Origin of the sequence: Aporhodopirellula sallentina SM41 (assembly GCF_000346505.1) — a bacterium.
GTDB lineage: Bacteria > Planctomycetota > Planctomycetia > Pirellulales > Pirellulaceae > Rhodopirellula > Rhodopirellula sallentina.
On record NZ_ANOH01000275.1, the window covers coordinates 1 to 24,949 of the forward strand.

Sequence of the window (24,949 nt, forward strand, 5' to 3'; positions counted from 1 at the left end):
AAATCGCCGAGATTTTTCGGTTTCGCGAGCATCAACTCGCGTGAAACACCGGCTTGGTTGATCCGCCCATCAGGAGCCACCTCGAACGATTTACGAGGATCGATTTGGATCGGGTTCCCGTCGCTGCCGAGGACCAAGTCGCCACCGGAATTCACCAACTTTCCGGTGCTGTCGAACAGAAAGTCGCCCGCCCGCGAGAGTAATTGTTGGTCGCCGCGTTGGACCACAAAGAAACTGTCTTTGTCGTGGATCGCGAAGTCAGTTTCACGGCCCGTGGAACGAATCGGACCTTGTTTGAATTGAGTTTGTTCGGGCTGGATCGTCACCCCGCCGCCGACGTCATCGGCACCACCGAGACCTGGGCTGACCATGCCTTGTTCGATCATCTCGGAGAACCGAGCCTGCAGGATCGTCTCTTTGGGTTTGAAGCCAGGCGTTTCCACGTTGGCAAGGTTGTTGCTGACCTGTTGCAGCCGGTGGTTCTGAGCCTGAGCCCCCGCCGCCGAAAGATAAACCCCGTAAGGCATAACGCCACCGGTCCCAACTTTGCGTGAAGAAAAACAAAAACACGCTCAAGTCGATACGAAATAATGCCGGGGCAATGGAAGGGAGGTTTTTGGAAAGAGGGACAGGCTACAGGTGACGAGTGACCGGTCGTGGCAACCAAGGCGATCTGGAGAAGGCAACGACCTGCAACCTGTCACCGGCGACGTTACAAATACATCGCTTGAAACGCTTCGCCCTTCTCGATTTGTTCCTGCATCGCGTCGATCCGTTCTTTCGTTTTCGTCAGATCGCCGGCTTGGATGTAACGGTCAAACTCGGTAGCGACTGCATGCTTGACTGATTCGGCAAGAAACTCGACGGCGGGTTCGTTCAGCCACGGGCAGGTTTCTTTTCCGAGCGTGATGGTCAGGTCCACGGCTTTCGTCTTCAGATCGTTTTCGCCGGTCAACACAACCCCCTCCACCGCGAACTCGACCCGCCCGTTTTTGGGATCATTCGTCAAGTAGTAACGACACACCGCGTGGTGCAAGTAGTACGAGTTGTGCATGCCGTGTTTGGCAACCGCGGCTTTGAGTCGCAGCACGAACGCCTCGTACGCCGGTGACGCATCAATCGGCACGTCCAACCGACCGACGCTACGCAGCGGCAGGCAATCAAATTCGAATTCCACCCATCGACCGAACATGATGTTCACTCCAAAGACCGGTTCGTGACATGTTTCACATTATGATTTCGACGCGTCGATGTCGCGACGTGACGTGACACTGTTGTGACGAATTTACTCGCAAAAAGCGAGGTCAGACTGAGATTGTGAAAAATACGACATTCTCAACAGCGATACCATGTTAACGCGAGCCCTACAAAATGATCAAAAAAATTTCTTGACTGTCCGTGAGCACACGTATCAGATTGGTGACAGCTAGATGACGCTCGTCACAGGCATGTCGGATCGCCACGGCATGCCTCTTTTCAGATCTTCCACGCTTTGGAGACCAAAGATGACAAAGACAATGGGCACGACCCAACCTCCCGTGTTGGACCCCGCCGCGATGCCAGCGGTGACCGCACGTGAGATGATGGTTCGAAATTTGATCACACTGGATCCGGCGATGGATGCCCTGGAAGCTCTCGATGTCCTGCTGCGCAATCGGATATCGGGCGCCCCGGTTGTCAACGAAGACGGAAGGTTTTTGGGAATCTTCTCTGAAAAGTCTTGCATGCGTTTTGTCGTCTCGATGGCTTACGACGGCATGCCGAGCACCGACGTGATCTCGCTGATCGACACCGACCCGCCAACCATCGGTGAAGAGACGGATCTGCTGACGATCGCACAAACGTTCCTCAACGCAGCCTGCCGACGATTGCCGGTCCTCGATAAGGACGGACGATTGCTCGGCCAGATCTCGCGTCGGGACGTGATGCGAGCCGTCCGCAGTCACCTCAACGCACCGAAGAAGACCAACACCGCGTCGGGTCTGTTCTTCAGTGCGATCCTTTCGAGCGAGGAACGTCGGATCTGACCGGTCCGGAAGTCCCGCGAATCAAAAACGCACGACAAGCAAAACGGCCAGCAACGGAATTGTTGTTGGCCGTTTTTTGTTGCCGCGTGACGTTCGTGGTTGCCTGTTGTGAGTAACGGAAATTGTTACCATGAGCGGCATGAACGAATTCGATCCCGATGATGAAGAACTCGACGACCCCGGTGACGTCGCACTCGATGAGAGCGACGAGGACGTCGTCGATGAGCTAGAGTCGGGACCGGACAGTGTTCGCGGCCGTCGCATCACGATCGTCGGGCGGCTCGGCGGGATGAACCGCCGCGAAGCAGCCAACTTGCTGCGTTCCTACGGAGCGGTCGTGGTTGAATCGGACTCCGCCGCGGTGGACTGGATCGTCATCGGCGCCGAAGAATCTCCGCTCGCCGAAGCCGAATTGATCGAGGAAGCCACTCGCAGGCGCGGGCGAGAGAGCCAAGCACAGATTCTTCACGAGACGGACCTTTGGCATCGGTTGGGTCTGGTCGACAGCGAACACTCGATTCGCAAACTTCACACGCCCGCGATGCTCGCTCACCTGCTCGGCGTCTCGGTGCATGTCATCCGGCGTTGGCACCGGCGTGGGCTGATCAAACCGGTCCGAACGCTGCATCGTTTGCCCTACTTCGACTACCAAGAAGTCGCCACTGCCAAACGACTCGCCGCCTGGGTTGCGTCGGGTGCCAGCCCCGAGGCGATCGAACGTCGGTTGCTGCAATTGCTCGAGATCGTCCCCGACCTGCGACGACCGCTCGACCAGCTTTCGATTCTCGTCGAGGGCAAACACGTCCTGCTGCGTCAGGGCGAAGGACTGATTGAACCGGGCGGGCAACTCCGTTTCGATTTCGACTTGCTCGGCCAAACCGACGAACATTCCGAGATAGACGAATCCGAACACGACACCACGGTGTCAATTCGTTTCCCCGATCCGGACCACATCTCGGGCAACACCGACGTGCTGTCGTTCCCTCCGTCCGAACCCGATGACGGCTCCGAAACCGAAGACGACCTGTTGCTATCGGCATACGAGGCCGAAGACGATGGCGATCTCGCGTTCGCGGTGGATTGCTACCACGCTCTCCTCGCCCGCGAAGGTGTTCGCGCCGATTGGCATTTCCAGATCGGCGAATTGCTTTATCGGATGGGAGAAACGATCGCCGCTCGCGAGCGATACTATGCCGCGATCGAGGTCGACCCCGATTTCGTGGAAGCCCGATCGAGCCTCGCGGGAGTCCTCGCGGAAACCGGGCAGATCGAACTCGCCGTTGCCGCGTACCAAGGCACACTCGCCCTCAACGACGACTACCCCGACGTGCAATACAACCTCGCTCGCCTACTCGATCAACTCGACCGACCGATCGAAGCCGAAGCCCACTGGCGCCGCTTCCTGCAACTCGCCCCCGGCAGCCCATGGGCAGACGAAGCCCGCGGCCGCCTCGACCACGGCAACCGCGACACATAAGTGAAACCCGTGTTCCTAATTGATTTTAACGTAGGCCGGATGAAGGAGGCTCCGCGACGCCCTTCCGGCAACCACGCTGGTATTCATGTTCGGGTCGGCGGTAGTGGATCTTGCTAGAGATCCCGCTGCATAAGGATCTTTAGAGTAGGATCTATAACAAGATCCACGACGTAAAACGGGAGCTGCCCGAAACGACTATTCCGTTACCAACGTTTGGAATTCGAAAACGCTTTGGTACGCGTTCGCATCTTCAACGTATTTTAGAACGTCGGCATAGAACTCATGCGTGCACAGCGTCGCGCTGTCACCAACCATGATCAACTTTCGTTTCGCACGCGTCATCGCCACATTACTGCGTCGACGGTCGGCGAGGAAGCCGATGATTCCGTCCGGATTGCTGCGCACCATCGTCAGCAACACGACCTCTTTCTCACGTCCTTGGAACCCGTCAACGGTATCCACTTCGAGCCCGTCCATGTCCAACCGTGAACGCAGCAGTCGCACCTGCGCGGCATACGGCGCGATGATCGCGATTTCGTGTGGTTCGATTCCGGACGCTTCGAGCTGGCGGACCAACTCCACGATCACATTCGCCTCACCGGGATTCATTTTGCTCTGCCCGTCCGGTTCGAGTTGTTCTTCGTAACCCGCCCCGGCAGTATCGATCCACAGCAACGGCGTCTCGGTCAGCGGCGACTTTTCAACGCCCGGCAAATCACACAGCAAATGCGAACGAACCGACGCATCGGCGACCAAACTCCCCTCATAGAAATGATCGCTGCTGAATCGCATAATCGCTTCGTGCATCCGGTACTGCACCGTCAAACGTCGGTAGACGGGCTCGCCAAACCGATGTACCAGCCGCTGCATCAGAGAATCCCGCATCCCGATCGCGGCCGCCTCGTCGCTGAGCACCGTCGGCGGTAGTTGGCAGTGGTCGCCCGCGATGATCAAACGATCGGCACGCAAGATCGCCTGCCACATGCCTCCCTCGGTACTTTGGCACGCTTCATCGATCACGATCAAATCGAACCGTTCGTCACCGAGCAGCTCATCGTCAATCGTCATCGTCGTGCAAATCACATCGGCACGATCGAGCACTCCACGAACGATCGAACGTTCGAGAGAACGGATCTGCGACCGGATGCGTCCCGCCTCAGCAAACAACTCACCGCGAGCTCGCCCACCACGCGTGTCCTTTTGTGCGTAACGGAGGATCTGTTCGAGTTCCCGGCGCAGGTCTTTAATCACCGCGCTGGAAGGATCCTTTTCAACCTGACCGTCGAGAGTCAAATCGCGAAGGTGTTCAAACACGCGAGCCGGGTGACCGACGCGAACCACGTAGGGAACCAAACGTTCGAGTCGTTCGAGCAGGTTATCCACCGCCGTGTTGCTCGCCGCACACGCGAGTACCCGTTCGCCGCGTTCGACTGCCTGGGCGATGACTTCCGCGAGCGTTGTTGTTTTTCCGGTACCGGGAGGCCCGTGAATGATCGCAAAGTCATCGGCGAGCAGAGCGAACGCGACGGCATCCTTCTGAGGCGGATTCAGTTCGGTACGAAAATCAATATCGCCGCGTTCGTCCGCGATCGCCTCCTCCGGTAATGGGGACACACTTATCTTTTTTCCATCGAACCGAGGCGACTCGATACCGAGCAACACGTCACGCAGCCTTCCGCCACGACCACGCTCGCCTCGCGCTTTGGCCATCGCGGCGAGTTGCCGTTTGCGAGTCGTCTCGTCCGGCGACAAATCCAACCGATAGCGAATTTCGCCGATCGACGTGCGTTTCAGCCGAGCCGATTTCCCCTTTTTGGCGGTTTGCGCATCGGGGTCCGGAAAGACTTCGGTGGCGATTTGGATCTGGTAGTTTTTTCGCTGACTCACCACGCCGGCGATTCCCTCGTCCGACGGGTCCGCGTCATTGGACAGCACCACGGGCGAACCGACTTTGAGCCGATTCATCGGCAGTTCCTGCCCCGATGGCTTCGCGAGATCCAACAGATAGCGACCGGCTAGCCCGGTGTGATAGTCGACCAAATCGAGCCCCACGATTGCCTGCCCGGTGCGTTCGACGTCCTGCTGAGATCGCATCTGACGCAATCGGGCCAACCGAGCCCGCTCGGCTTCGGCCTCGAGGTCGAGCCACAAATACAGTTGATCGAAGTAATCGTTGACGTCGAGCGGCCGATCGGTGGGCAGTCCGTTCGGGTAGGGAGCCGACCCGGTTCGCGATTCGGACACATCGGAGAGCTTGGTCGGTTTCGTCCTGCGTTGCTTCTTGCTCTTCTGGCCGATGATCCCGTCGCCAAACGAATCCGACGACTTGGCCAGACGCACCTCCTGCCCGCTGGATTGGCTGGAGTGCAGTTTTCCCTGCTTTTTGTTGCTCTTTTTTGACTTGCGGGCGTCCGATGATCCGGATCGACCTTTACGAGAACGTGCCGACATGCGATGAGTCCGGGCAATCACTGAAACGAAACAATGGACTCGGTGCCCATGAACTATCTCCCTATCATCGCTATCGAAATGATTCTGGCCAGTGCCGTCGCGATCGTTTTCTACTGGTGGGACAAACATGTTGCCCAATTAAACGGAAAAGCCGGTCGTGACCACAACGGCCGCACCAAACACAGCCGCGTTCCTGAACAAACCTTGCTGTTGATCTCCGCGTTGGGAGGTTGGCCGGGCGCGTGGTGGGCGTCTCAAAAATTCCGCCACAAAACCCAAAAGGTCTCCTTTCGGATTCAGTACGGGATCGCGATCGTGATCAACCTCGTGCTCATCGCGGCCGTGATCTGGGTCACGAGCTAGTTCACCGATCGATGGAGTCCGCGTTCACAATCGACACCGGCCAACCGACTCGGTTGGCTTGCAAAACACGCATCGCCGACGGAGCGTCGGGAACGAAGATGCGGATGTCTTTCGCGTCGACGGCGGATAGGTCGATATCGCGACCACTACGCCATTCTCGTTCAGCGGTCCAGTCGTGCGTTTTTCCCGTCGCCTGAAACCGGTACTTCTCTCCTGCCGCCAACTCACGTTCGCGGCCGGGCTCCCCGTAGATGACCGGTTCGATTCCCAACGCCAACGCCGCGTCGCGCCGGATCGCAATGCCGAACGGTTCGTAGTCCCAACGGTGCAGATGGCTGCGATAGGTTCGACGCCCGATCAATTCGGGAAGCGGCACCTCCGACAGACAAACAACCGGTGTTGACCGCCGCGACGTGACCGCGCCCGCGATGATGCGCTGTTGACGAACGATCCGGCATAGTGAGTCGATTGCGTCTCGCGAAGCTGACTGCGGATCGGCGAGCAAAAGGTCATCGCGATATTGATCCCACGTCTGTCCCGGCCACGGCCCCGACATTGCTCGTGTGCTGTGAACGAGATACTGCGACCAATCCACCTCATTGTGATTCGACGGTTGCGCGCGGGCCCCTGGGATCTCCATCAAATCTTGGAGCTCGATCGGCACTTCGTCACCGGTGTGATGATCCGTCGGGAGATACCGCCCCACGGCGCCCGCGCCGAGCAGATCCCACTCGAGCGAGCGATGATGGTCCCCGATATCGATCGCGACTCGAACGATCCCTGAATTGATCTCCGCACGTCGTTTCAGCAAACCAGTGATCTTACCTTTGGGGCGAACGTACACTCCATCAACCCGGTCGGCGAGCGCGATCATCAAACGATCCCGATCCTCCGTTTCGTCGAGCACCAACATGGAAACGCTGAAAACGCCCGCCGCATGAATCGCCCACGGGGCAATCGCGGTACCGCGAAAGACCAACAACGTCGCATCGTCACGTTTGATCTGCTGCATCGAGGCCGCGATTTGCTGCGACATGGTTCGGTGCCGCTTCGCATCATGCCCCACACGACTGCAGACGACCGATACGAGCGGCGACGAATGCGCACACACACGATGAATCGTTTCGGGAACGCTCGAGAGATCAATACCGAGAGCCTCACAGCGACGCCGCCGCGCGTTCGTCAACCGTGTGTGCGCACCCTGCGGTGCACCGGAGAAAGAAGCAGCCCCGGTAGCATCCTCATTCAAATCCTCGATGGGTTGTTTGTCAAAACCGCTCAAACCGAAGACTCCTCCGTGACGAAAGAAGCAGACCCCCGAAGTCTGCTGAACTTCTTTATACACGTTTGAGCGTCAACGTTCTCGATTTGGACACGCGCTGAAAAACTCGCAATCAGCCTCCGATCAGCCAGCCCAGCCCAAAGCAGCCCAGTTCAGAGCAACTCAGTTCAGAGCAGCCCGGCATCCGGAACCAGCGTATCCCCCCGAGTCCTCAATCGTTGAGCAGTTCAGAGAGTTTTTCGTGGATTTGCTCGGCGGTCTCTTTCCCCGCACCGACCTTCACCATTTGAACGACACCTTCGCGGTCAATCACCACCAACTGTGGAATTCCGGTCACGCCGTAGTTGTCGTACATCTCGTTGTCTTCGGGGACCACGATCACCGGATGTTCTAATTCGTGCTCGGCGAGAAAATTCTCCAACATCACGAGTTCGTCCTCATTCGACGCTTTCTCTCCCCGAGAGATGCGATTGTTTTCATCGTCCCATCCGTAACCGTAGTACTGAGTCGCACCGACGACTTCGAACCCCTTGTCTTTGAATTCCTCACGCCACTCACGCAAATGCGGGAACGCCGCGATACACGGACCGCACCACACCGCCCAAAAGTCGACGAGAACCACTTTCCCCTGCAGCGTCTCCAGCGTGGTTTCACCTTCATTGACCCACGCATCGATCTCAAACTCGGGAGCCGGGTTCCCGATCAATTCCATCAGCTTCAACGTCGATTCGATTCGACGCTGGATGGCCCCCATCGTTCCCCGGATCGACTTCAATACCATGTTGGCTTCATAACGATCGCCGATCAGTTCATCCAGCTCTTCGACTCGCGCACTCGCCGCCTCGGGATCGTTGCTGACCGTGCTTCCGATCAGCGACACTTCGATCTTGGCGTACTCCGTCAACATCTCGATTGAATCGGGATATCTCTCCATCGCCGACGTCATGACTCGTTTCAACGCGTCCTTAGCTTCTTCGTTCGCATCGGGCAAACGCGTCTTGCTCAACAACAACCGTGTCTTGGTGATCAGGCGATCGACTTCGTTGTCTTCTTCCAGTTCCAATTCGTCGATGGATGCGAGATAGCTATCGACGAGTTCTTCAGCGGCGGCGATCTTTTCCTGGAGCCCCAACTGCGAGGCCTGTAGAGGAACGAGAGTTCCTACAATTTGAACGTGTTTGAGAGGTGTGTCTTTGGTAGATTCGGATATCTCAGCAAGGACTCGTCCGACCAAATCACCGACGCGTTCGGTCGCTCCCGCTCGGCTGCCGTAAAACCGTGCTCTCGAAACAGTCTGGAAAATGACTCCGGAATTCGTCGCCGCGTCTTCCGTATCGAGCAACGCATCGACTAGCTTTTCACCCTGCTCTAACGCCTGCAGATACTTTCTCTGTCTCACAAAGCCGGACATAATTTCCGAGCGCAGACGCTGCAACGCAATTACTTGGTCGGGTGCGCTATTCGCGATTTCTTCATCGAGCGTTTCGGCGGCCTCGGCGGGCTCACCATCCTCGATCAGTTTGCGAATGGCTTCCTCGGGAGTCGGCTCGGCTTCTTCCGACGCTACGTCTGTTTCGGTTTCGTCCGAGGGTGTTTCGCTTGCGTCGGTGACCGATTCGGTATCGCTTTGTCCAAAGACCGGAGCATTCCACAGTGGCGTGGCGACAGCAAACAGGACGACAGAGAGATAGAGGATTTTCATTCGTTGGCCGAGATTGGAGTTGGAAAGGCGGCGAACTCGTCGCATCGGTGCGTCACCGATACGTGACATCGCGAAGGGGTGCCCCACCGACGCGATGCGTTCATTTTAGCGAGATTCCGCTGTCTTTTTCTCCCACAGAAGATCGCAAAGTGCCAAACGAGCGATCGCGAACCTAATTCGCGACCTGTTGGCAAACAACGCGCCCCTGAAAAAGCCACCCGGCAAAGTTCATCTCTATCGCTCAGCGAAGCGCACAGTCCAAAACGGGGATCGAAAAGCTCTACAACCAACGCCGTTTGTCGCGTTTAACACGAGACAAACGGGACCAACCGCACACCGGCAAATCAATTGGTGATGGCTTTCGAACGGGTTCGCTGATTACAACCCGTTGACGCGTTCGATCGACAATCGGTTGAGCACCCAATTCGGATCGGCGCCCCCTTTATCGAAGAACGTCAGATCCAATCGACCGTCGGTGACCTTCACCTCAAAGTTGGTCGGCTTCCCGTCACCTTCGTGCCCCACGTACGCATATTGACCTTTGTCTGCATTCAACCGGTCGGTGATCAAACGACCTTCCGCTCGAACCCCCATTCGATCGTGAGAATACTGCCGGTCACCCATGTTCATCGTCACGCGGTAAACACCGTTGGCGATCCGGTGGCGGAGCGTTTTGGGTTTCTCGCTGTAGACAAAGTCTTGATTGATTTTGTTGATCCCCGACGCGCTGCCTCGGTCGGCCGACTTCACATCACCGCGCCACACGACATCACCAATCGTTGACGGCGAGACGCGCGTGTAACCAGGTTCAACCGGTGATGTTTCGGTGCCAAAGTCATAGTTGTATTTCCCCGCCGAAAGGTCCACCATCAGTTTATTGGAACGGATATAGACCGCACCAAAGTCAGTCTTTCCCGTCGTATCAAACACCGTGTAGTGAAAGAAATCTTCTCCGTTGGGTAATCCACCTTTGGGCATGACATACTTGATTTCGTTTCGACCGCCGGGACTGGTGGCCTTGGACAACGACACGATTCCACCGTGGTAACTGACCGTGTCCAACAAACTCGCATCCAACACATCGTTGTTGACGTCATAGTCGTTCGCGATCACGTCGATCACGATCGAGTTCTTATCCATATTCACTTCGTCCCGCATTCCAAATGGTTTGACCGGACGTGGCGTGACCGGATCACCGTGTGAACGACGTTCGTTCCGCGTAGCGAGCACCTTCATTGCTTCATCGGAAGCCATCCGTCCGATGTTGCCACGGTTGCCGACCATGATACTGATCGGGTTGGGCTTTCCGCCGGCGGTGTGTGCCCCTTCTTTGACTCGCGGGCTCGATTCGTAGAAGAAGCCGCTCTTGTTCGTATGATGCAATCCCCACGAATGTCCGAACTCATGGGCCAAGGTTCCATTCGCCCAACTCGTTTTGCCTCGTCCGCCGACCGTCGCGTATCGTTGACGAGAACCGACGCTCTTCACATACGCCAATCCCGACGGCGGATAGTACACGTGATAGCACGCCAAATCGTGCGTCGTGCCGACGAGTTGGGGATGTTTGTTCCAGTAATCGCGAAACGCTGCCAAACTGCTTCCCGCTTTGCCACCGCCTCCGGTTTCCCGGACGAAGTCCCGCAAAGGATCATTGTCTTTGTCCGTTCGGATGATCACTTTGCCGAGACGAAACTGAATGCCCGCCGCGTGCAGATAGCGTCGTTCCAAATTCGGGACGATCGTTTCGACAACCTTCTTGGCGGCTTCGAGGTCACCGTTGTACGCGGACTTTTCAAAGAAAGCTCGCGAACCAATCTCAACACCGATTTCATATTCCAACACGTCCATGACACGCGTCGGCGGCAGAGTCGCTTTCGATTGGGTGCCCCCTTTGTTCGACACCAATCGAATCGCGTCTTCCGCGTGGACCGCAGATAAAGGCGAGGCAGCAAACCCCAACAGCATTCCCGCAAACAACAACCACGAGGAACGACTCGCAAACACGACCTGATGTATAGATTGAATCATGGGCATTAGTCTCTTTTGCATTGGTTCGTTCAGGCAAACGTAAAGGCGGGGATGCAGTAACCAGCCTACACTGCTCAGACTCGAAGGCTAGAGCATTTCATGGCATGCATACTGTTAGAACCGATAGTTGGCCACAGCATAAAGGAGATGGGCAGGTAATCTGCAGACACGTTCACTCGAACACCGTCGAGACGTGCAACATCAAGACAGCCACGTCGTGCTTGCAATCATCTGAACTTCCTCTCCATAGATTGCGACGTTTGGTTTTGCGACAAAGAAACGAAAACGTGGAATGTGGAGCGTGAACACGGTAAGTTGGACGCCTCGTCTTTTTTCGGCCCAGGTATTTCTATGCGTGCTTCCTCGATTGCATTCCTGCTCAGTGGCATGTTGTTGATTGCAGGAACGTTCGCGTTTCTCCGCGCGAGAGGCGACGGCGAAGAGACCAGGAGCGATGCGACCGCCTCGACCGAAGAACACAGTCCACCTCACTCAAACTCCCATGCCGCAACCGGCGTCTCCATAGACTCCACCGCAAACGATTCGACAGAAAGTGATTCGGCTGCAGACATAGCTGCAGACGATACAGCCCCCACCGATCCAAACGTATCGCTCGCGAAAGCGACCGAGTTACCTGACGGAATCGTCGGCACGGCAACGTGTGCGGGATGCCACGCCGAACAGTATGAATCGTACCGCCAGACCGATCACAGTCGTTCACTCGCCTCGTGGTCACCCGACAGTGATGTACCCTTGGAAGACTTCACGCACGCGAAAAGCCTCACGGTTTACACGGCGTTTGAGGAGGCCGGGCAACTCTACCACCGTGAGGAACTCGAGATCCCCGCCACCACGGACGATCATGATCCGGTGTTGTTCCCAACCGGCACCCTGCCGGTGAAATACGTGATGGGCAGCGGCGCGTTCGCTCATGCCTATTTGCTCGAAGACGGCGAGTATTTGTTGCAGTCTCCGATGACGTGGTACGTCAAACCGCAGCGTTACGAGATCGCACCGAGCTACGACGAGCCCCACCACTCCGGGTTTACTCGAGTCGTTACCTCGCGGTGCCTGTATTGCCATGCCGGAAGCCTCTCAACACCCACCGGCAACGAACAGAAAGTCACGATCCACGAGCAGGCGATCAGTTGCGAGCGGTGCCATGGTCCCGGCGAGGCGCATTCACGGCTCTATCAGAACACCGACGGCCCCAAGGGAACCAACGCTCCCGATATCGCGGATTCTATGATCGTCCACCCCGGTAACCTAAACCGTGAACTCGCCGACGCGATCTGTGCTCAATGCCATCTCCAAGGTGACATTGTCGTTGAACAACCGGGGACATCAGATTGGGACTATCGCCCTGGCGAACCGCTTGACTCGACCATGGTCTCGTACAAGATCGACAACAAAGAGGAATCCAAGAAATCGTTTGTTGACCACTTTGACCAGATCTGGCAGAGCAAGTGCTACACGCAGTCAGGAACGCTGACGTGCATCTCCTGCCACGATCCCCACCACAAGCCATCGAAGACCGACATCGATGCCGTGGAACGCCAGTACTGCATTCAGTGCCATCAACACACCGAGTGTGGGTTGCCGTTGCAGGAACGTGTCGAACGCGAAAACGATCGTTGTGTTTCCTGCCACATGCCCCGAATCGATAGCGAGGTCGCTCACGCCGCAACAACGCACCATACGATCGGATTTCATCGACGCAGTGACGCGAATGCCGACGACGAACCTAGCCCCGAGGCCCGCGATGCAACGTCAATGGTATTGCGACGTATGCGTAGCCCTGTCGAAGAATTATCGGCGGACGAGAACGAAGCACGCAATGATTTTCTTGCCCGCGCGATGCAGCTTATCAAGCTCGACATCCGCGAACCGAGCGAGAATTTGTCTGATGTCTCGCTTCCTTCATCGCCCCTTCGAGAATTAATCCAGATCGCCAAAGAGGATCCTTCCGACATCGATGTGTTGGTCCACATCGCGGCGTTGGCACGATGGGAAGCCGAGTGGCTCTCCGTCAATCCGTCGGAGACTTCCCAACGGCAGTCCACACAGCGATGGACGATTGCGGGGGCGTATGCTGAACGGGTCATCCGAGTGGAACCGTCGCCCAACGAGAATCGCCAGAAGGCTCTCGATGTTCTCTTTGATGTTCACTACGCCGCTGAACGTTACGCAGACGCCGTCCTCGTCGGCCGGGAACTCGTCGCTTCAAAGCGTTCGGAGATTCACCAATACAACCTGGGATTGGCGTTCGGGAAGATACGAAGGTTCCCGGAAGCGGCACAGTCGTTTCAAGAGTCTATCCGCATCGACGGACGCTACCTGCAACCGTACCGATCTCTAACCAAACTCTACCAAGCCATTGATCCCACGCTCGCCAATCGCGTCCGGGCCAGTGCCAACGCGGTGCAAGCCAATCTCGAATCGAAGTAGATAGGATCCCGCAAAGGCATCCTGAAAACCTATCGATAAGCTCAGCAGCCGATCAGCGGTGGTCGTGATTATGCCGTGGCAAAAAGGCGGCCGGATGCACGTGGTTTCGGTGCAGCGTCTGGTTGCGGTTCGGTGAACCCTTTGACCGGTTCCAACTCGATCTCTCGCAGCGTTCGTTCAAACACTTCGCGAGCTTCGGACGAACAACTCGCGATCAACTCACGAACCTCATCGGGATGGGTCACTTCCGTGATCGGCGTGACACCACTCGCCGTTTGGCTGAGCACGAGAATGCGGCGCCCGCATTTGACCAGCAAGAGTTTCGTCCGCGGGTCGAGCATCACATGGCCGAGCGGGCTCAACGCGGATGCGGGCAACGGTTTGGACGCCGCGGCGCCTCCGCCGAATTTTCGCCCGGCCCACACGAGAGCGCAAAACAACGCGAGTACGATCGAAAGGCTCGACGCGACCGTAACCAACGGCCCGATCATTTTCGACCGAGACGATTCAGGGTTCGCGTCCAAGTCGACGGGGTCAAACGAGATCTCATCGGACGAAGCCGCCGACGTGTCGCCCGAGTTCGATGCCCCCGAATCAAGGACACGATACACCGGTGATCCCGAACTCGAGTCGCGTTGGCCAGTTGTTTCACTGCCGTTGGAACGTGGATTCAGCGTGGGGAATCCGCCGCTGCGTGCGATCACAAGGGGACGGGAATCGTTTTCTGTGCCGCGTGACTCGGTTGCTTGGGTGCCGGCGGCGTAACCCGAATCATCCCAGGCCAACGCCGTGGAAGCCGACAGGCACAACAGGGCGACGACGCATCCGAAGACTCGTAGGGATTCGATAATCGATTTCACGTCTACGCTCCTACCAATTCGGTAACGCGAACGCAAAAGTTATCGTTCATGACCAAGACTTCGCCGCGTGCGATCAGACGTCCATTGGCGTAGACGTCGACGGGATCCCCGGCGAGTTTATCGAGTGCAACGACGCTGCCTTTGCGTAGCCGCAGGACTTCCTCGAGCCGCATCGAGGTGCGTCCGAGTTCGATCCGCAGATCCATCTCAACTTCATCGATCAACCCGACATCGTGAGCCATCTGCTCGAGGTCGGCGGGCGACAAATCACCGAGAGCGAACGGGCGAGCGACGTCGCGCTCCTTGCTGTCCTCGTCACCGGTGGCAGCCGAAAGGGATTGCGACGCCTCGTTGAGGAGGGCTTCGATATCGTCTGTGTTGAGCTGTTCCTTGGCACCGCCCGCACTATCCGTCGTGCTCATCACCCCGTCCTTGGGTATCAGTCTTCGATCAGTTGGTAGTCGTTAAAACCGACCCCCAGCAACATGTCCTCGTCTAACAAGTGGTTGCATATCGTCAAAATCCGTCTTTCGAGCAAGCCCAATTGGTTGTCCTGAAGCTCGGCGAGTTCGCTGTTACGAATTTTTTTGCGGATTTCATGGCGAAGTCGTCCGGTTTTGGCTTCGAACTCTTTCTCCATTTTTTCCCGATTTTTCGCCCGAATCAGCCCATAGAGCCGCAGTTCGACTCGGAATGATCGGTCGGTATCGGTCGGGCTGAAGGTTTCACCGAACATTCCGAGTTCGAATTCCTCGACGAGATTTTCGTCCGAGGCCTCCTGTTCGGCCTCCTCGGCGCCTTCCTGAACGGACTGAATCAGTTGCTGTTCGGCAAGCGCGCTGACTTGCTCGGCACTCGGAACGAGGAAGAAGAACATCCCGGTTTCGATGACCACAATCATCCCGACGAAACCGATCACCAGCCCCAGGTTGCTGCGCGGACGTTGGGCCGGAGGGCTGTCCTCTGTTTCGGTCGATGGTGCTGCTTCGTCTGCCATGGCATTCTCCTACGGGAGTCGATGACGTTGGGTCAAGTTAAGTTGATGTCTAAAAACGGGTCTCGGCGGCTACGTTCGTTGTTAACGACTCGGCCGATCTCCCGCCGAGTCGGCGATCCCGCGTGGGTCTTCGACACGTTCATCGAGCATGAACACTTCCACCCGCGAATCGTTCCCGAACTTCCCACCGGGGCTGTTCCGAGTGATCGGCTCGGTCGCCTCCGCCGATGAAACGCGGAACCGGTCGACGGAGATTCCTTCCGACTCCACCAGGTAACGCTTCACGGCAGCGGAACGCCGAATCGCGAGCAACATGGCTTCGTCGGTCCCGCCGGTCCGGGCAGCGAACTCCGCCGAAACGTGTCCGCGGACTTCGATCCGTTGCGGTTTGCCTCGGAGTTGTGTCGCGGTTTGCTTGAGGACGCGGATCGCTTCGCCGCCGAGTTGATCGCTACCGACTTCGAAAAACACGACGCTGCCGACGGCGGTCATCTGACCGGGCCGAACGATTCGAACATGCTGTTCTTCACCGACAGGTGCCTTTTCAGGTACGCCACCTTTGGCGGTGTCCTTTTTCTTGGCACGTCCGGTTGTTGAAAGGACGGCAAACTCGGTTTCGCGAGGTTTCGATTTGCCGGGCGTCAACGCGTCAATCGTTTTGGCGTATCCGAACTGTTGCTGCATCGAGTCAACGAGCGCTTGGTACGTTTCTTCCTCTTTGATCTCGCTGAGCGAAACCAACATGATGAAGAACGTCAGCAGAAGACTCATCATGTCTCCGAACGTGACAACCCACTCGGGGATGCCCATTTCTTCTGGTTCTTCCATTTCCATTACGACAGCTCACGTTGTTTGGCAGGAAGGTAGGTTTGCAACTTCTGATCGATCGCCCGTGGGCTCTCGCCGGATTGGATCGCCATCACACCGCGGATCGCGATCTCCATACTGAGTTGTTCGTTGCGGCTCATCAGACCGAGTTTCTCGGCAAAGGGACTGAAGAACACGTTGGCCACGATCGCCCCATAGAGCGTTGTGATCAGTGCGACCGCCATCCCGGCTCCAATCCCGGACGGGTCGGACATGTCTTGCAACATCATGATCAGCCCCATCAGGGTCCCGATCATTCCGTAGGCGGGAGCGAATCGGCCGAGTTGGTCCATGATGCTCTTGCCTTCGCGGTGCCGCATCGCCATGCCGGCGACTTCGGTTCGCAGAACCTCTTCGACGATCTCCGGCGCGGTCCCGTCGACAGCCATCTGCAGACCGCTGCGGACGAGCGGGTTTTGGATGTCGTTGATTTTGGCTTCGAGTGCGAGCAGCCCGTCTTTGCGAGCGATCTCGGCGAGTTCGACAATCGATTTGATCAAGGCGAGCCGATCTTCGGCTTTGTTCATAAGGACTTTCAGCGCGATGATCGGGCTCTTCAAAATGCTGCCGAGCGGGAAACAAATCAAAGCTGCCGCGAACGCACCCCCGACCACAACGAGGCCCGAGGGAATGTCGATGAAGGCGGAGAACGGTGCTGATCCCAACATGATCGATGCGAGAATCAGACCCAATGCGAGGATTAGACCTACGAGACTTGCGATATCCATTGTCTATGATTCCTACAACGATTGATTGGTTGGTTCTATCGACGGGCCGGCTATCGACGTGCCGGCACCGAGCAGCGGTGCGGGCGGCGGTGGCAAAAAGTGTTTCTGTTGCTGATACGCGATCGCACGATCGACAACGTCGTCCATCGACTCGCGAACCACGATGCGTTCGCCACTGCTGAGCGTCACAAAGGTGTCGCCACGACGATCGACATACCGAATTAATTCGGCGTTGAGAATGAACGTCTCACCGTCCAGGCGTGTTAGTTTGATCATCGCCAGCGGCCCCCCGGCTACTTATTGGTGACGTACGAATGGTTTTACGTGCAAGGCTAGGACACAATCCGTGACCACGCGTCAACCTTTTCGCTATTCGCCAAGACGCCCGGCAAAGGTACGGTTTCGATAATCGCCAAAACCGATACGACCGGTTGCACCTGAGCCAAGGCGCCGGTGGAAGTTGGATTGCGAGGGCTGTGGCACGCAGCTGGCCCCGCCAAGAGTTCAGTATCCCCACCGCCGATGCACCTGCGAAGTCTTGGCGACTCCGGCTACGTTGGGTTCGGTGTCGTGGGTGTCGTGGGTGTCTGTCCTGGAAAGACAGACCTACGTGGCGCGCATAAAAAAAGCCACGCTTGGTATTGAGCGTGGCTGAGGTGGATTGTTTGTAGCGAACGGCGAATTAGGCTTCGCGTGGTTCGTGGCTGTCGTTCCACAGTCCGGTCAGTTGATTGATGGCCGAGTGCAGACGGCTCTTGACCGTTCCGACTGGGATGCCGAGGGCCTCGGCGGCTTCACGGTATTTCAAACCGCGGTAGTACACCAATTCAACCACTTGCTGCATCGGTTCGCCGAGCGACGCAACCGCGTCATGGACCCAACGTCCGTTTTCCTCTCGCGAAGCCTCAGCCAGCGGGTCGGCACTCGCACCGACGAGCTTTTCCGACCAACTGCCACCACGGTCGTCATCCTGTGCGCCGCTGGGGCGATCCAGGCTGACCATGCGGTGACGTTTGTTTCGGCGCTGCACGTCGATCGCTTGGTTGGTCGCGATCGCGTACAACCAAGGACGGAAACGGCGGGTAAGGTCGAACTGCTGACACTTCAGGTGAACCTGGAGGAAGGTTCCCTGAAAGGCGTCTTCGGCCATCTCGGCGTTACCCATGTAACGGCGAAGATAGGCGTAAATTTCTCGTTCATATCGACGCATCAGCGTCTCGTAAATCGCACGATCGCCGGTTTGACGATAGCGAGCGATGAGGTCTTCGTCGGTAATATCCTGCTCCGGAGCAACCGATGCCGCACGGCTTCGAACCTGTCCAGTGGCCAGTTTCGTAGGAACGTTTGTCGGCTTCTCGTGAGCGGTGGCGCTCGTAGAAAAGTTCATTGGTTCCGTCTTGGGAAGGGAGGATGAAAAGAACATGAGGATCGGCGCGAATGGATTCTGGTTAATACGCCGGAGAAGGTCAACTTCTCTGTAGAATAAATGCGTACCGAGAGGGGAGCGTCCGCCACGAAAAGGGGCTGGTATGGCCCTAGAATCCGGATAATCCCCGAAACCGGGTGGATTCACCTAGCCACAAAGCACCTGAGAACCCTGTTTTTGGCGGCATAACTTCCATTCGGAGCCCACCAGCGGTGGACAACGCACCTTCATTATCCTGCGACCAGCCGAAAAGTCAACCTATGCGAACCGCTCGGGAGCGGGGTCAGCACCGCCGTACGGGATCCGCAGAACCAATCTACGGCCGGTTAAACAGACAATATTGCAGATAGAAATCGAGTTCAGACCGTAGCGAAAGTCGCCAAGATTTTCGGCAATTGGCGGGGGATACGCCAAAGTTCTCGGTGGGTTTCGATCTGCTAGCCCGCTGGGCAACGGGCTGTTGACTCATTTGTTTAACGTGCCAAAGGCGACCTACTTGCCACTGCACGTCGCCTACGGATACCGGTTAAACGCAATACCGTTCAATTTTCGTTTAACCCGTGCCCGAAGGGTAGGTTGTGTTCCGTCAAGCGTCGCCTACGGCTACCGGTTAAACGAAAACGCCACAACCCGGTGCTTCATTGAACGGTATTGCCGTTAAACGAAAACAGGTTGACTCTTGATTCAATCGACAAAGCGTTGCGCTGCGGGCTAATAACCTATCGCTGGTGTCTGGCGTTCCGATTGATTCAACAAACCGCCACGACTTTCGGCGATTTGCGGGGGGCAGCCGAAACTCTTGGCGAGTTTCGCAACGTGGGTTTGTGTTGATACGTGGGTGGGTGATTGATACGCGGGCGGGTATTGAAATGCGACGTGTCCGACCTTCGTAGCTGGATACGCCAGAACTCAGGCTCCCGAAGTCTGGCGACATCGGCTGCGTCATCTTCCAACACGTTCGAGAATCGCACCGGACTTCTCGACCCAATCGAGCAGCCGACGCCCGGTCGTGCTCATCGGGAGATGGTGCAGTTGCTCAGCGGTCTTCCATGCCCACGGCTGGGGAAGTTTCCGAACTTTGCCCGGACGGACGGCGCGATGCACATGCAACGTGATCCGATACTTCGTCACCGCATGTTTCATCGTTTTCACTTGCTCCTCGACGCGGACCTTGGGATCGATTTGGTCCGACAACCACGATTGGAACTGCTGCACATCACCGGCGTCAGGCGGGCCGGCTTTGGGAAAGTCCCACATTCCGGCGAAACGGTTGCCGGCGGGAATCTGCCTGACCAGCCACCGGCCTTTTGCGTCGGTGATCAGTGCCGCGAACTCCGAACGGGCCTCGTACCGGATTTTTTGCGTTTTCGTCGGGATCTCGTTTTCCAAACCGGCCGCCCGAGCCTGACACCGGTCAGAAACGGGACACACCAAACACTTCGGGTCACGCGGTGTGCAGACCAACGCCCCGAGTTCCATCGCGGCTTGGTTCAACGATGCCGGACCGCGTGATCGGTCATCGGGCGCAAACCGAGGCGGCAACAGTTGCTCGGAGAACTGCCAAAGCGTGTCGACGGATTTTTTCTCGTCAACGCAATCACGCATCCCGATCAAGCGACTGAACACGCGGATCGTGTTCCCTTCGAGAATCGGCAATGATTGGTTCGACGAAATCGAAAGGATCGCTCCGGCGGTGTAGCGTCCGATGCCGGGCAACGCGAGGGCGTCGCGGTACTGCATCGGGAACTCGCCGTCGTGCTCCTCGACAATCTTCTGTGCGGCCGCGTGCATGGACCGGGCACGTCGGTAATAACCGAGCCCTTCCCACATTCGCATCAATTTACTTTCGTCAGCGGCGGCGAGTGCGGTTGCGTCCGGGTAACGTTCGACGAACCGAAGGAAGTACGGAATCACGGTCGCGACCTGAGTCTGCTGGCACATGATCTCGCTGACCCAAACACGATAGGGGGTCGGTTCACGACGCCACGGCATGTCACGAGCGTGTTCAGCGAACCAGTCGAGCAACCGTTTTCGCACGAGGCTGCGCCAACGGGCGTCGGGCAGTTCCGTTTGGCCGGTCGCCGCCGCGTCGCGATCGTCTGTTTCGTTCACGCCGCCGGGTTTGCGTTTCTTCTTCGCAGCCGGACCGCTCACTGTTCCTCGAGTTTCCCGAGCCGCGCGGTCGTTCGCTTTTCCTGCTGGCCGCGTTGATAGACGATGTCGATTTCTTCGCCTGGCATGTGCGCGTCGATCGCTTTTTGAAGGTCCTTGAATTGTTTGATGGGTTTGCCATCGACCTGCAGCACGACATCGCCGGGCAACAGTCCCGCTTTCTCGGCCGCCTGCCCCCGCAGCACTTCGTTGATCAAACACTCATTGAAGTTGTCGTAACATTGCACGCCGAGAAAGCCGCCCTGTTTGAAAATGATTTCGAGCCCCGGAACCGTTTTCCGCAACGCGTCGACTCGTTCGGCAGGAGCGGCGGTACCGTTCAGAGTCAGCGAGACACGAATCGGCAACGTGGCGAGTTGGTCGATCAATTCACCGCTCATCGGAACGTACCGTAACTCCAGTCGGCGGAGTTCGGTGATCGCACCGAGCGTCCGCAGTTCATCCGCGTCAACATCACCGTGCAGCAGTGCCAACGTTTTTAGGTCGGGCATGCGAACAACGCCTTCGAGAATATCGAGCCGGATGGCGTCGCCTTTGAGCCGGGCATATTCGATGCCGTCGACCCACTGCAGCAGATCGAGCAACGCGGGGTCGCCTTCGTAGACGCCGTCGAATTCGACGATCCGTTTTAGTTCGCTGCGGGCACCGATGATGAATTCGGTTGTGCCGACGAACACACCAGCGTCGCTGAGCAAATCGACCGCGAGCGCCCGACGCACGTCTCGCACCTCTTTGGTTGCAATTTTCGCACGCGTGCCTCGACTGCCGCCGAGCGTCGATATCCGCAGCAGTTCGTCCCACGCGGTCGGCTCGGCCGTCGCCTCATCGGCTGCCTCGGAAGGCTCGCTAGCAGGCTCGTTTTGCGGCTGAGTTTTGGGTGGGATAATCGATGCCGTTGATGCGATTTCCTGCAGGATGCTGATCACGCGTTCGGTAGTTTCGAGATCGCCGGTTTCGAGTTCGCTGACCAACGGGCGGACGGCGACTTGGCCGGCACGCGTTAAATCGGCGGTGGCTCGTTTGCGTCGCAGGTACGAATCGCTCGATAATTGCTTGACCCAACGCTCAATTTGTTCAATCGAAACGTCTTCGCTCTCGGTCGCCTGAGCCTCCTCGGCATGACAGCAGGCGGCGTCTCCGCGGAGGGAGACAATGCCGGGCATCGCGATCGTCGTCACGCACAGTCCGGCGGCGATCGACCGGGCCACGCCTGACATACGGGCCACGCCGGACATACGGGACCGGCATCGCAACGGTTGGCTGGCCCGACGGCGGAAGGCGGCGTGGAATTTCACGAGAACTCGGGGGCATTGGGATCGAGGGTGGCGTGGTCGTCCAAACAGGTCATGCGAACGTGTATCTTCGTGCATCTCTCGGGTACACGCAGGACGACCGCCCCACTATTCTAACGCATTAGTCGCCCTGACCAACATCACCTCATCCTTCCCTATCAGTGAGTCCGAATTACCGATGTCTCTCCGCCCATCCTGGATCATCCTGCTCGGCTGGTCCCTAGCCGTCGCATTTGTCATTTTGTCACCGACCGTTTCGGCTCAAGACGATACCGGTGGCTCGACTGTGGAAGTGACGCAACCGGCCGAGGGAGTCGCAGCGGTTGCCGACGAAGCGGCGGTTGAGGAAGAGGCCGCCGAGGAGTTGACGCTCGAGAGCCTGAAGGCGGAAGTGGAAGTCGCCGCCCTCGCCGGACACAACGGTTGGATGCTGGTTTGTTGTGCGTTGGTGCTGTTCATGACCGCGCCCGGATTGGCGATGTTCTACGGCGGATTGGTTCGTCGCAAGAACGTCCTCAGCGTGATGATGCAGTGCATCTTTTTGATGGGCCTGATGACGGTCCTGTGGGCTCTCTACGGATACTCGCTCGCGTTTGGCGGCGACGACGGTGGCTGGATCGGAAATACCGAATACCTTTTCATGAATGGCGTCCAACGATACTGGGACGATGCCACCGGAGCCGCGATCACTCCGATGGAAGGCGGCATCACTCGAATGACCCACATGCTGTTCCAAGGCATGTTCTTTATCATCACACCGGCCCTGATTTGCGGTGCGTTCGCCGAACGGATGAAGTTCAGCGTGATGGTGATGTTCTCGATCCTTTGGGGCACGTTCATCTACTGCCCGCTGTGTCACTGGGTTTGGGACGGTGGACCTCTTTCGTACAACGAGGGCAGCATCGCGGGCGGGGCGTTGGACTTCGCCGGCGGAACCGTGGTTCACATCAGCAGCGGCATCTCGGCGTTGGTCGCGGCAATGTTGATCGGCCCGCGGATGGGCTACCCGAGCGAACCGTTGCAACCACACAACCTGACCTACACCGCACTCGGCGCCGCGATGCTGTGGGTGGGATGGTTCGGCTTCAACGCGGGCAGCGAATTGCTGTCGGATGATTTGACCAGCAGCGCGTTCATGGTGACGCACTTCTCCGCCGCCGCCGGCGCGGTCGCGTGGGCGATCGCCGAGTGGATCTGGTTGGGCAAACCGACGGTTCTCGGCGCGAGCAGTGGCGCGGTCGCAGGATTGGTGTGCATCACTCCTGCGGCAGGCTTTGTGCAACCGATGCCTGCCCTGATCATGGGTGCGTTGGCCGGATTCATCTGTTTCTGGTCGTGCTCGCGTTTGAAGCACATGTTCGGTTACGACGATGCGTTGGATGCGTTCGGTGTCCACGGCATCGGCGGAACGCTCGGCGCCGTGCTGACGGGCGTGTTCGCAACCCGCGCCGCCTGGGATGTCAGTGAGGGCGTGCCGATCGGCTTGATTGAATCGGGAGGAGACCCAGCACTGCTGATCGGCCAAATCGTGGCCGTCTTGATCACGTACGTGTTCGCAGGCGTCGGCAGTTTGATCTTGTTGAAGATTCTGGATCTGGCGTTCGGCCTCCGAGTCGCTGCCGAGCACGAACAACGCGGCCTCGACATCGCCGACCACGGCGAAGAAGGCTATCAGTTCGCATAAGCGAATCCGCAACTAGCGAAACGAAAGATGGGCAGGCAAAAGTCGGCCCATCTTTTTTTTGTCCCCACGTAGCTCGGGCTTTCCAAGACCGAGGACAGGCGTCGGTTACCTTGATGAATCGATGTGCGTTGATCGGCTCGCGAACTCAGCAGTGGTTTGTCCACCAGTGAGCCGAAGTGCGTGAGCACTCGGGTTTGGCCGTGTTGGGCTATACAACGTCGACCACGCTCCAACCCGAGGCCTGACGGCCATGCCGCTCACCCACGCAACAAAAACTCGGCTACGCGAAGCGATGACCAATCTCGCGGGTTAGGTTGAATGGCCATCGGGGGACATACCCCAGCGGTTGACTTGCTCTTTCCAATCTCGCACCAATGCTTTGCCTAAATACCACGCGTTCCCTGCGTAGCGTGGCACGAGCCGTTTGGGGTCGCTGCACATGCGATACGCCCATTCCAGGCCGAGCTTTTGGTAGATCTCGGGAGCCCGCGTGGCCGTTCCGGCGATGAAGTCGAACGACGCGCCGAGTTGGATGCTCACGGTAACACCGAGTTCACGGTAGTTTTCGTGAATCCATTTCTCCCCCTTGGGCTGCCCAAATGCCACGAACAACAGATCGGTCTTGGCATCGCGGATGCGTTTCAACTGAGCCGCGTGCTCTTCGTCGGACAGTTTACGAAACGGCGGGCATTCGGTTCCCGCGACTTGCAATCCCGGAAACATCGATTGCAGGCGATTCGCACACGCCTCGGCGACTCCCTCGACGCCGCCCAAGAAATACACTCGGTGCCCCTTTTCGGAAGCACGACGACAAAGATGCAAAATCATCTCGCTACCGGCGACCCGTTCGGGCAGCGGGTTCGGTTTGAGTCGACTGCGGAGAACGATCGGCTGACCGTCGGCGAGAATCAGATCGGCGTCCTTCGTGATCTGGCGAACCGTCGTGTCTTCTGCGTTCAGCATGCAATAGTTCAGGTTCGCCGTAATCACGTAGCTCGGCTCGCGACGCTCGATCAGACGATCGATCGCGTCAATACTTTGGTCCATATCGAGCCGGTCAAACGGGATGTCCCAAACATCGACCGTATCGCGAGGCGGCAGCGGTGCGATTGCGTCAGATGTCCGATCCGCAAACGTCACCGAAC

Annotated in this window: 21 protein-coding genes; 5 read left to right on the forward strand and 16 right to left on the reverse strand. The window is 57.6% G+C overall.

From position 1 onward, the window contains the following. Positions 1-527, reverse strand: a 527-nt coding sequence (locus RSSM_RS18510; RefSeq protein ID WP_008682099.1) for a flagellar hook-basal body complex protein, incomplete at its 3' end; no start/stop codon positions are given. Positions 528-712: 185 nt separating this feature from the next. Then, positions 713-1,192: a hypothetical protein gene (locus RSSM_RS18515; RefSeq protein WP_044302977.1), complete on the reverse strand. Its 480-nt coding sequence runs from the start codon at positions 1,190-1,192 to the stop codon at positions 713-715. 313 nt (positions 1,193-1,505) lie between these two features. Here RSSM_RS18515 and RSSM_RS18520 point away from each other — a divergent pair, with 313 nt between their 5' ends. Continuing rightward, entirely contained in the window at positions 1,506-2,027 is a 522-nt protein-coding gene (locus RSSM_RS18520; RefSeq protein WP_044302978.1) for a CBS domain-containing protein, read from the forward strand. A 130-nt stretch (positions 2,028-2,157) separates the two neighbouring features. Then, entirely contained in the window at positions 2,158-3,504 is a 1,347-nt protein-coding gene (locus RSSM_RS18525; protein WP_008682105.1) for a MerR family transcriptional regulator, read from the forward strand. A gap of 195 nt (positions 3,505-3,699) precedes the next feature. On the opposite strand, the gene RSSM_RS18530 is transcribed toward RSSM_RS18525, so the two are convergent. Then, positions 3,700-5,955: an AAA domain-containing protein gene (locus RSSM_RS18530; RefSeq protein ID WP_008682109.1), complete on the reverse strand. Its 2,256-nt coding sequence runs from the start codon at positions 5,953-5,955 to the stop codon at positions 3,700-3,702. A 48-nt stretch (positions 5,956-6,003) separates the two neighbouring features. On the opposite strand from RSSM_RS18530, the gene RSSM_RS18535 reads away from it, so the two are divergent. Continuing rightward, the gene (locus tag RSSM_RS18535; protein ID WP_008682111.1) at positions 6,004-6,318 is read left to right on the forward strand and encodes a DUF1294 domain-containing protein; all 315 of its coding nucleotides are present in this window, start codon (positions 6,004-6,006) and stop codon (positions 6,316-6,318) included. A gap of 1 nt (position 6,319) precedes the next feature. Here the strand turns inward: RSSM_RS18535 and RSSM_RS18540 are convergent, their stop codons facing one another. The 3 genes from RSSM_RS18540 to RSSM_RS18550 form a co-directional block, all read right to left on the reverse strand. After that, complete coding sequence (locus tag RSSM_RS18540; RefSeq protein WP_008682113.1) at positions 6,320-7,663, reverse strand: hypothetical protein; 1,344 nt, start codon at positions 7,661-7,663, stop codon at positions 6,320-6,322. Between the two features lie 148 nt (positions 7,664-7,811). Continuing rightward, entirely contained in the window at positions 7,812-9,389 is a 1,578-nt protein-coding gene (locus RSSM_RS31785) for a TlpA family protein disulfide reductase (protein ID WP_144059935.1), read from the reverse strand. Positions 9,390-9,680: 291 nt separating this feature from the next. Next, positions 9,681-11,330, reverse strand: a complete 1,650-nt coding sequence (locus RSSM_RS18550; protein WP_236621228.1) for a M12 family metallo-peptidase — start codon at positions 11,328-11,330, stop codon at positions 9,681-9,683. 351 nt (positions 11,331-11,681) lie between these two features. Here RSSM_RS18550 and RSSM_RS18555 point away from each other — a divergent pair, with 351 nt between their 5' ends. Further along, a complete protein-coding gene (locus tag RSSM_RS18555; protein ID WP_008682120.1) occupies positions 11,682-13,778 on the forward strand; it encodes a multiheme c-type cytochrome in 2,097 nt (698 codons plus the stop codon). Positions 13,779-13,846: 68 nt separating this feature from the next. Here the strand turns inward: RSSM_RS18555 and fliO are convergent, their stop codons facing one another. The 9 genes from fliO to RSSM_RS18605 all read right to left on the reverse strand — a co-directional run bounded on the left by fliO (position 13,847) and on the right by RSSM_RS18605 (position 22,123). After that, entirely contained in the window at positions 13,847-14,638 is a 792-nt protein-coding gene (fliO, locus tag RSSM_RS18560; RefSeq protein WP_008682122.1) for a flagellar biosynthetic protein FliO, read from the reverse strand. A gap of 2 nt (positions 14,639-14,640) precedes the next feature. Continuing rightward, a complete protein-coding gene (fliN, locus tag RSSM_RS18565) occupies positions 14,641-15,060 on the reverse strand; it encodes a flagellar motor switch protein FliN (protein WP_044302981.1) in 420 nt (139 codons plus the stop codon). Positions 15,061-15,077: 17 nt separating this feature from the next. Then, positions 15,078-15,635 (reverse strand): hypothetical protein, encoded by a 558-nt coding sequence (locus tag RSSM_RS18570; RefSeq protein ID WP_008682125.1) that lies wholly within the window; start codon positions 15,633-15,635, stop codon positions 15,078-15,080. 81 nt (positions 15,636-15,716) lie between these two features. Continuing rightward, complete coding sequence (locus tag RSSM_RS18575; protein ID WP_008682126.1) at positions 15,717-16,469, reverse strand: OmpA/MotB family protein; 753 nt, start codon at positions 16,467-16,469, stop codon at positions 15,717-15,719. Next, complete coding sequence (locus RSSM_RS18580) at positions 16,469-17,230, reverse strand: motility protein A (RefSeq protein ID WP_008682128.1); 762 nt, start codon at positions 17,228-17,230, stop codon at positions 16,469-16,471. The genes RSSM_RS18575 and RSSM_RS18580 overlap by 1 nt, the downstream gene beginning before the upstream one ends. 12 nt (positions 17,231-17,242) lie before the next feature. After that, on the reverse strand, positions 17,243-17,506 hold the full coding sequence (locus RSSM_RS18585; protein ID WP_008682130.1) for a flagellar FlbD family protein: 264 nt from the start codon (positions 17,504-17,506) through the stop codon (positions 17,243-17,245). A gap of 406 nt (positions 17,507-17,912) precedes the next feature. Next, entirely contained in the window at positions 17,913-18,617 is a 705-nt protein-coding gene (locus RSSM_RS18590; protein WP_044302983.1) for an RNA polymerase sigma factor, read from the reverse strand. 981 nt (positions 18,618-19,598) lie between these two features. Continuing rightward, positions 19,599-20,810 (reverse strand): A/G-specific adenine glycosylase, encoded by a 1,212-nt coding sequence (mutY, locus tag RSSM_RS18600; RefSeq protein ID WP_008682136.1) that lies wholly within the window; start codon positions 20,808-20,810, stop codon positions 19,599-19,601. Then, positions 20,807-22,123 (reverse strand): PDZ domain-containing protein, encoded by a 1,317-nt coding sequence (locus RSSM_RS18605; protein WP_236621230.1) that lies wholly within the window; start codon positions 22,121-22,123, stop codon positions 20,807-20,809. Before RSSM_RS18605 ends, mutY begins: the two co-directional genes overlap by 4 nt. A 175-nt stretch (positions 22,124-22,298) precedes the next feature. Here RSSM_RS18605 and RSSM_RS18615 point away from each other — a divergent pair, with 175 nt between their 5' ends. Further along, a complete protein-coding gene (locus tag RSSM_RS18615) occupies positions 22,299-23,804 on the forward strand; it encodes an ammonium transporter (RefSeq protein WP_044302985.1) in 1,506 nt (501 codons plus the stop codon). A gap of 309 nt (positions 23,805-24,113) precedes the next feature. Here the strand turns inward: RSSM_RS18615 and RSSM_RS18620 are convergent, their stop codons facing one another. Then, entirely contained in the window at positions 24,114-24,851 is a 738-nt protein-coding gene (locus RSSM_RS18620; protein ID WP_044302986.1) for a WecB/TagA/CpsF family glycosyltransferase, read from the reverse strand. Positions 24,852-24,949 lie beyond the last annotated feature (98 nt).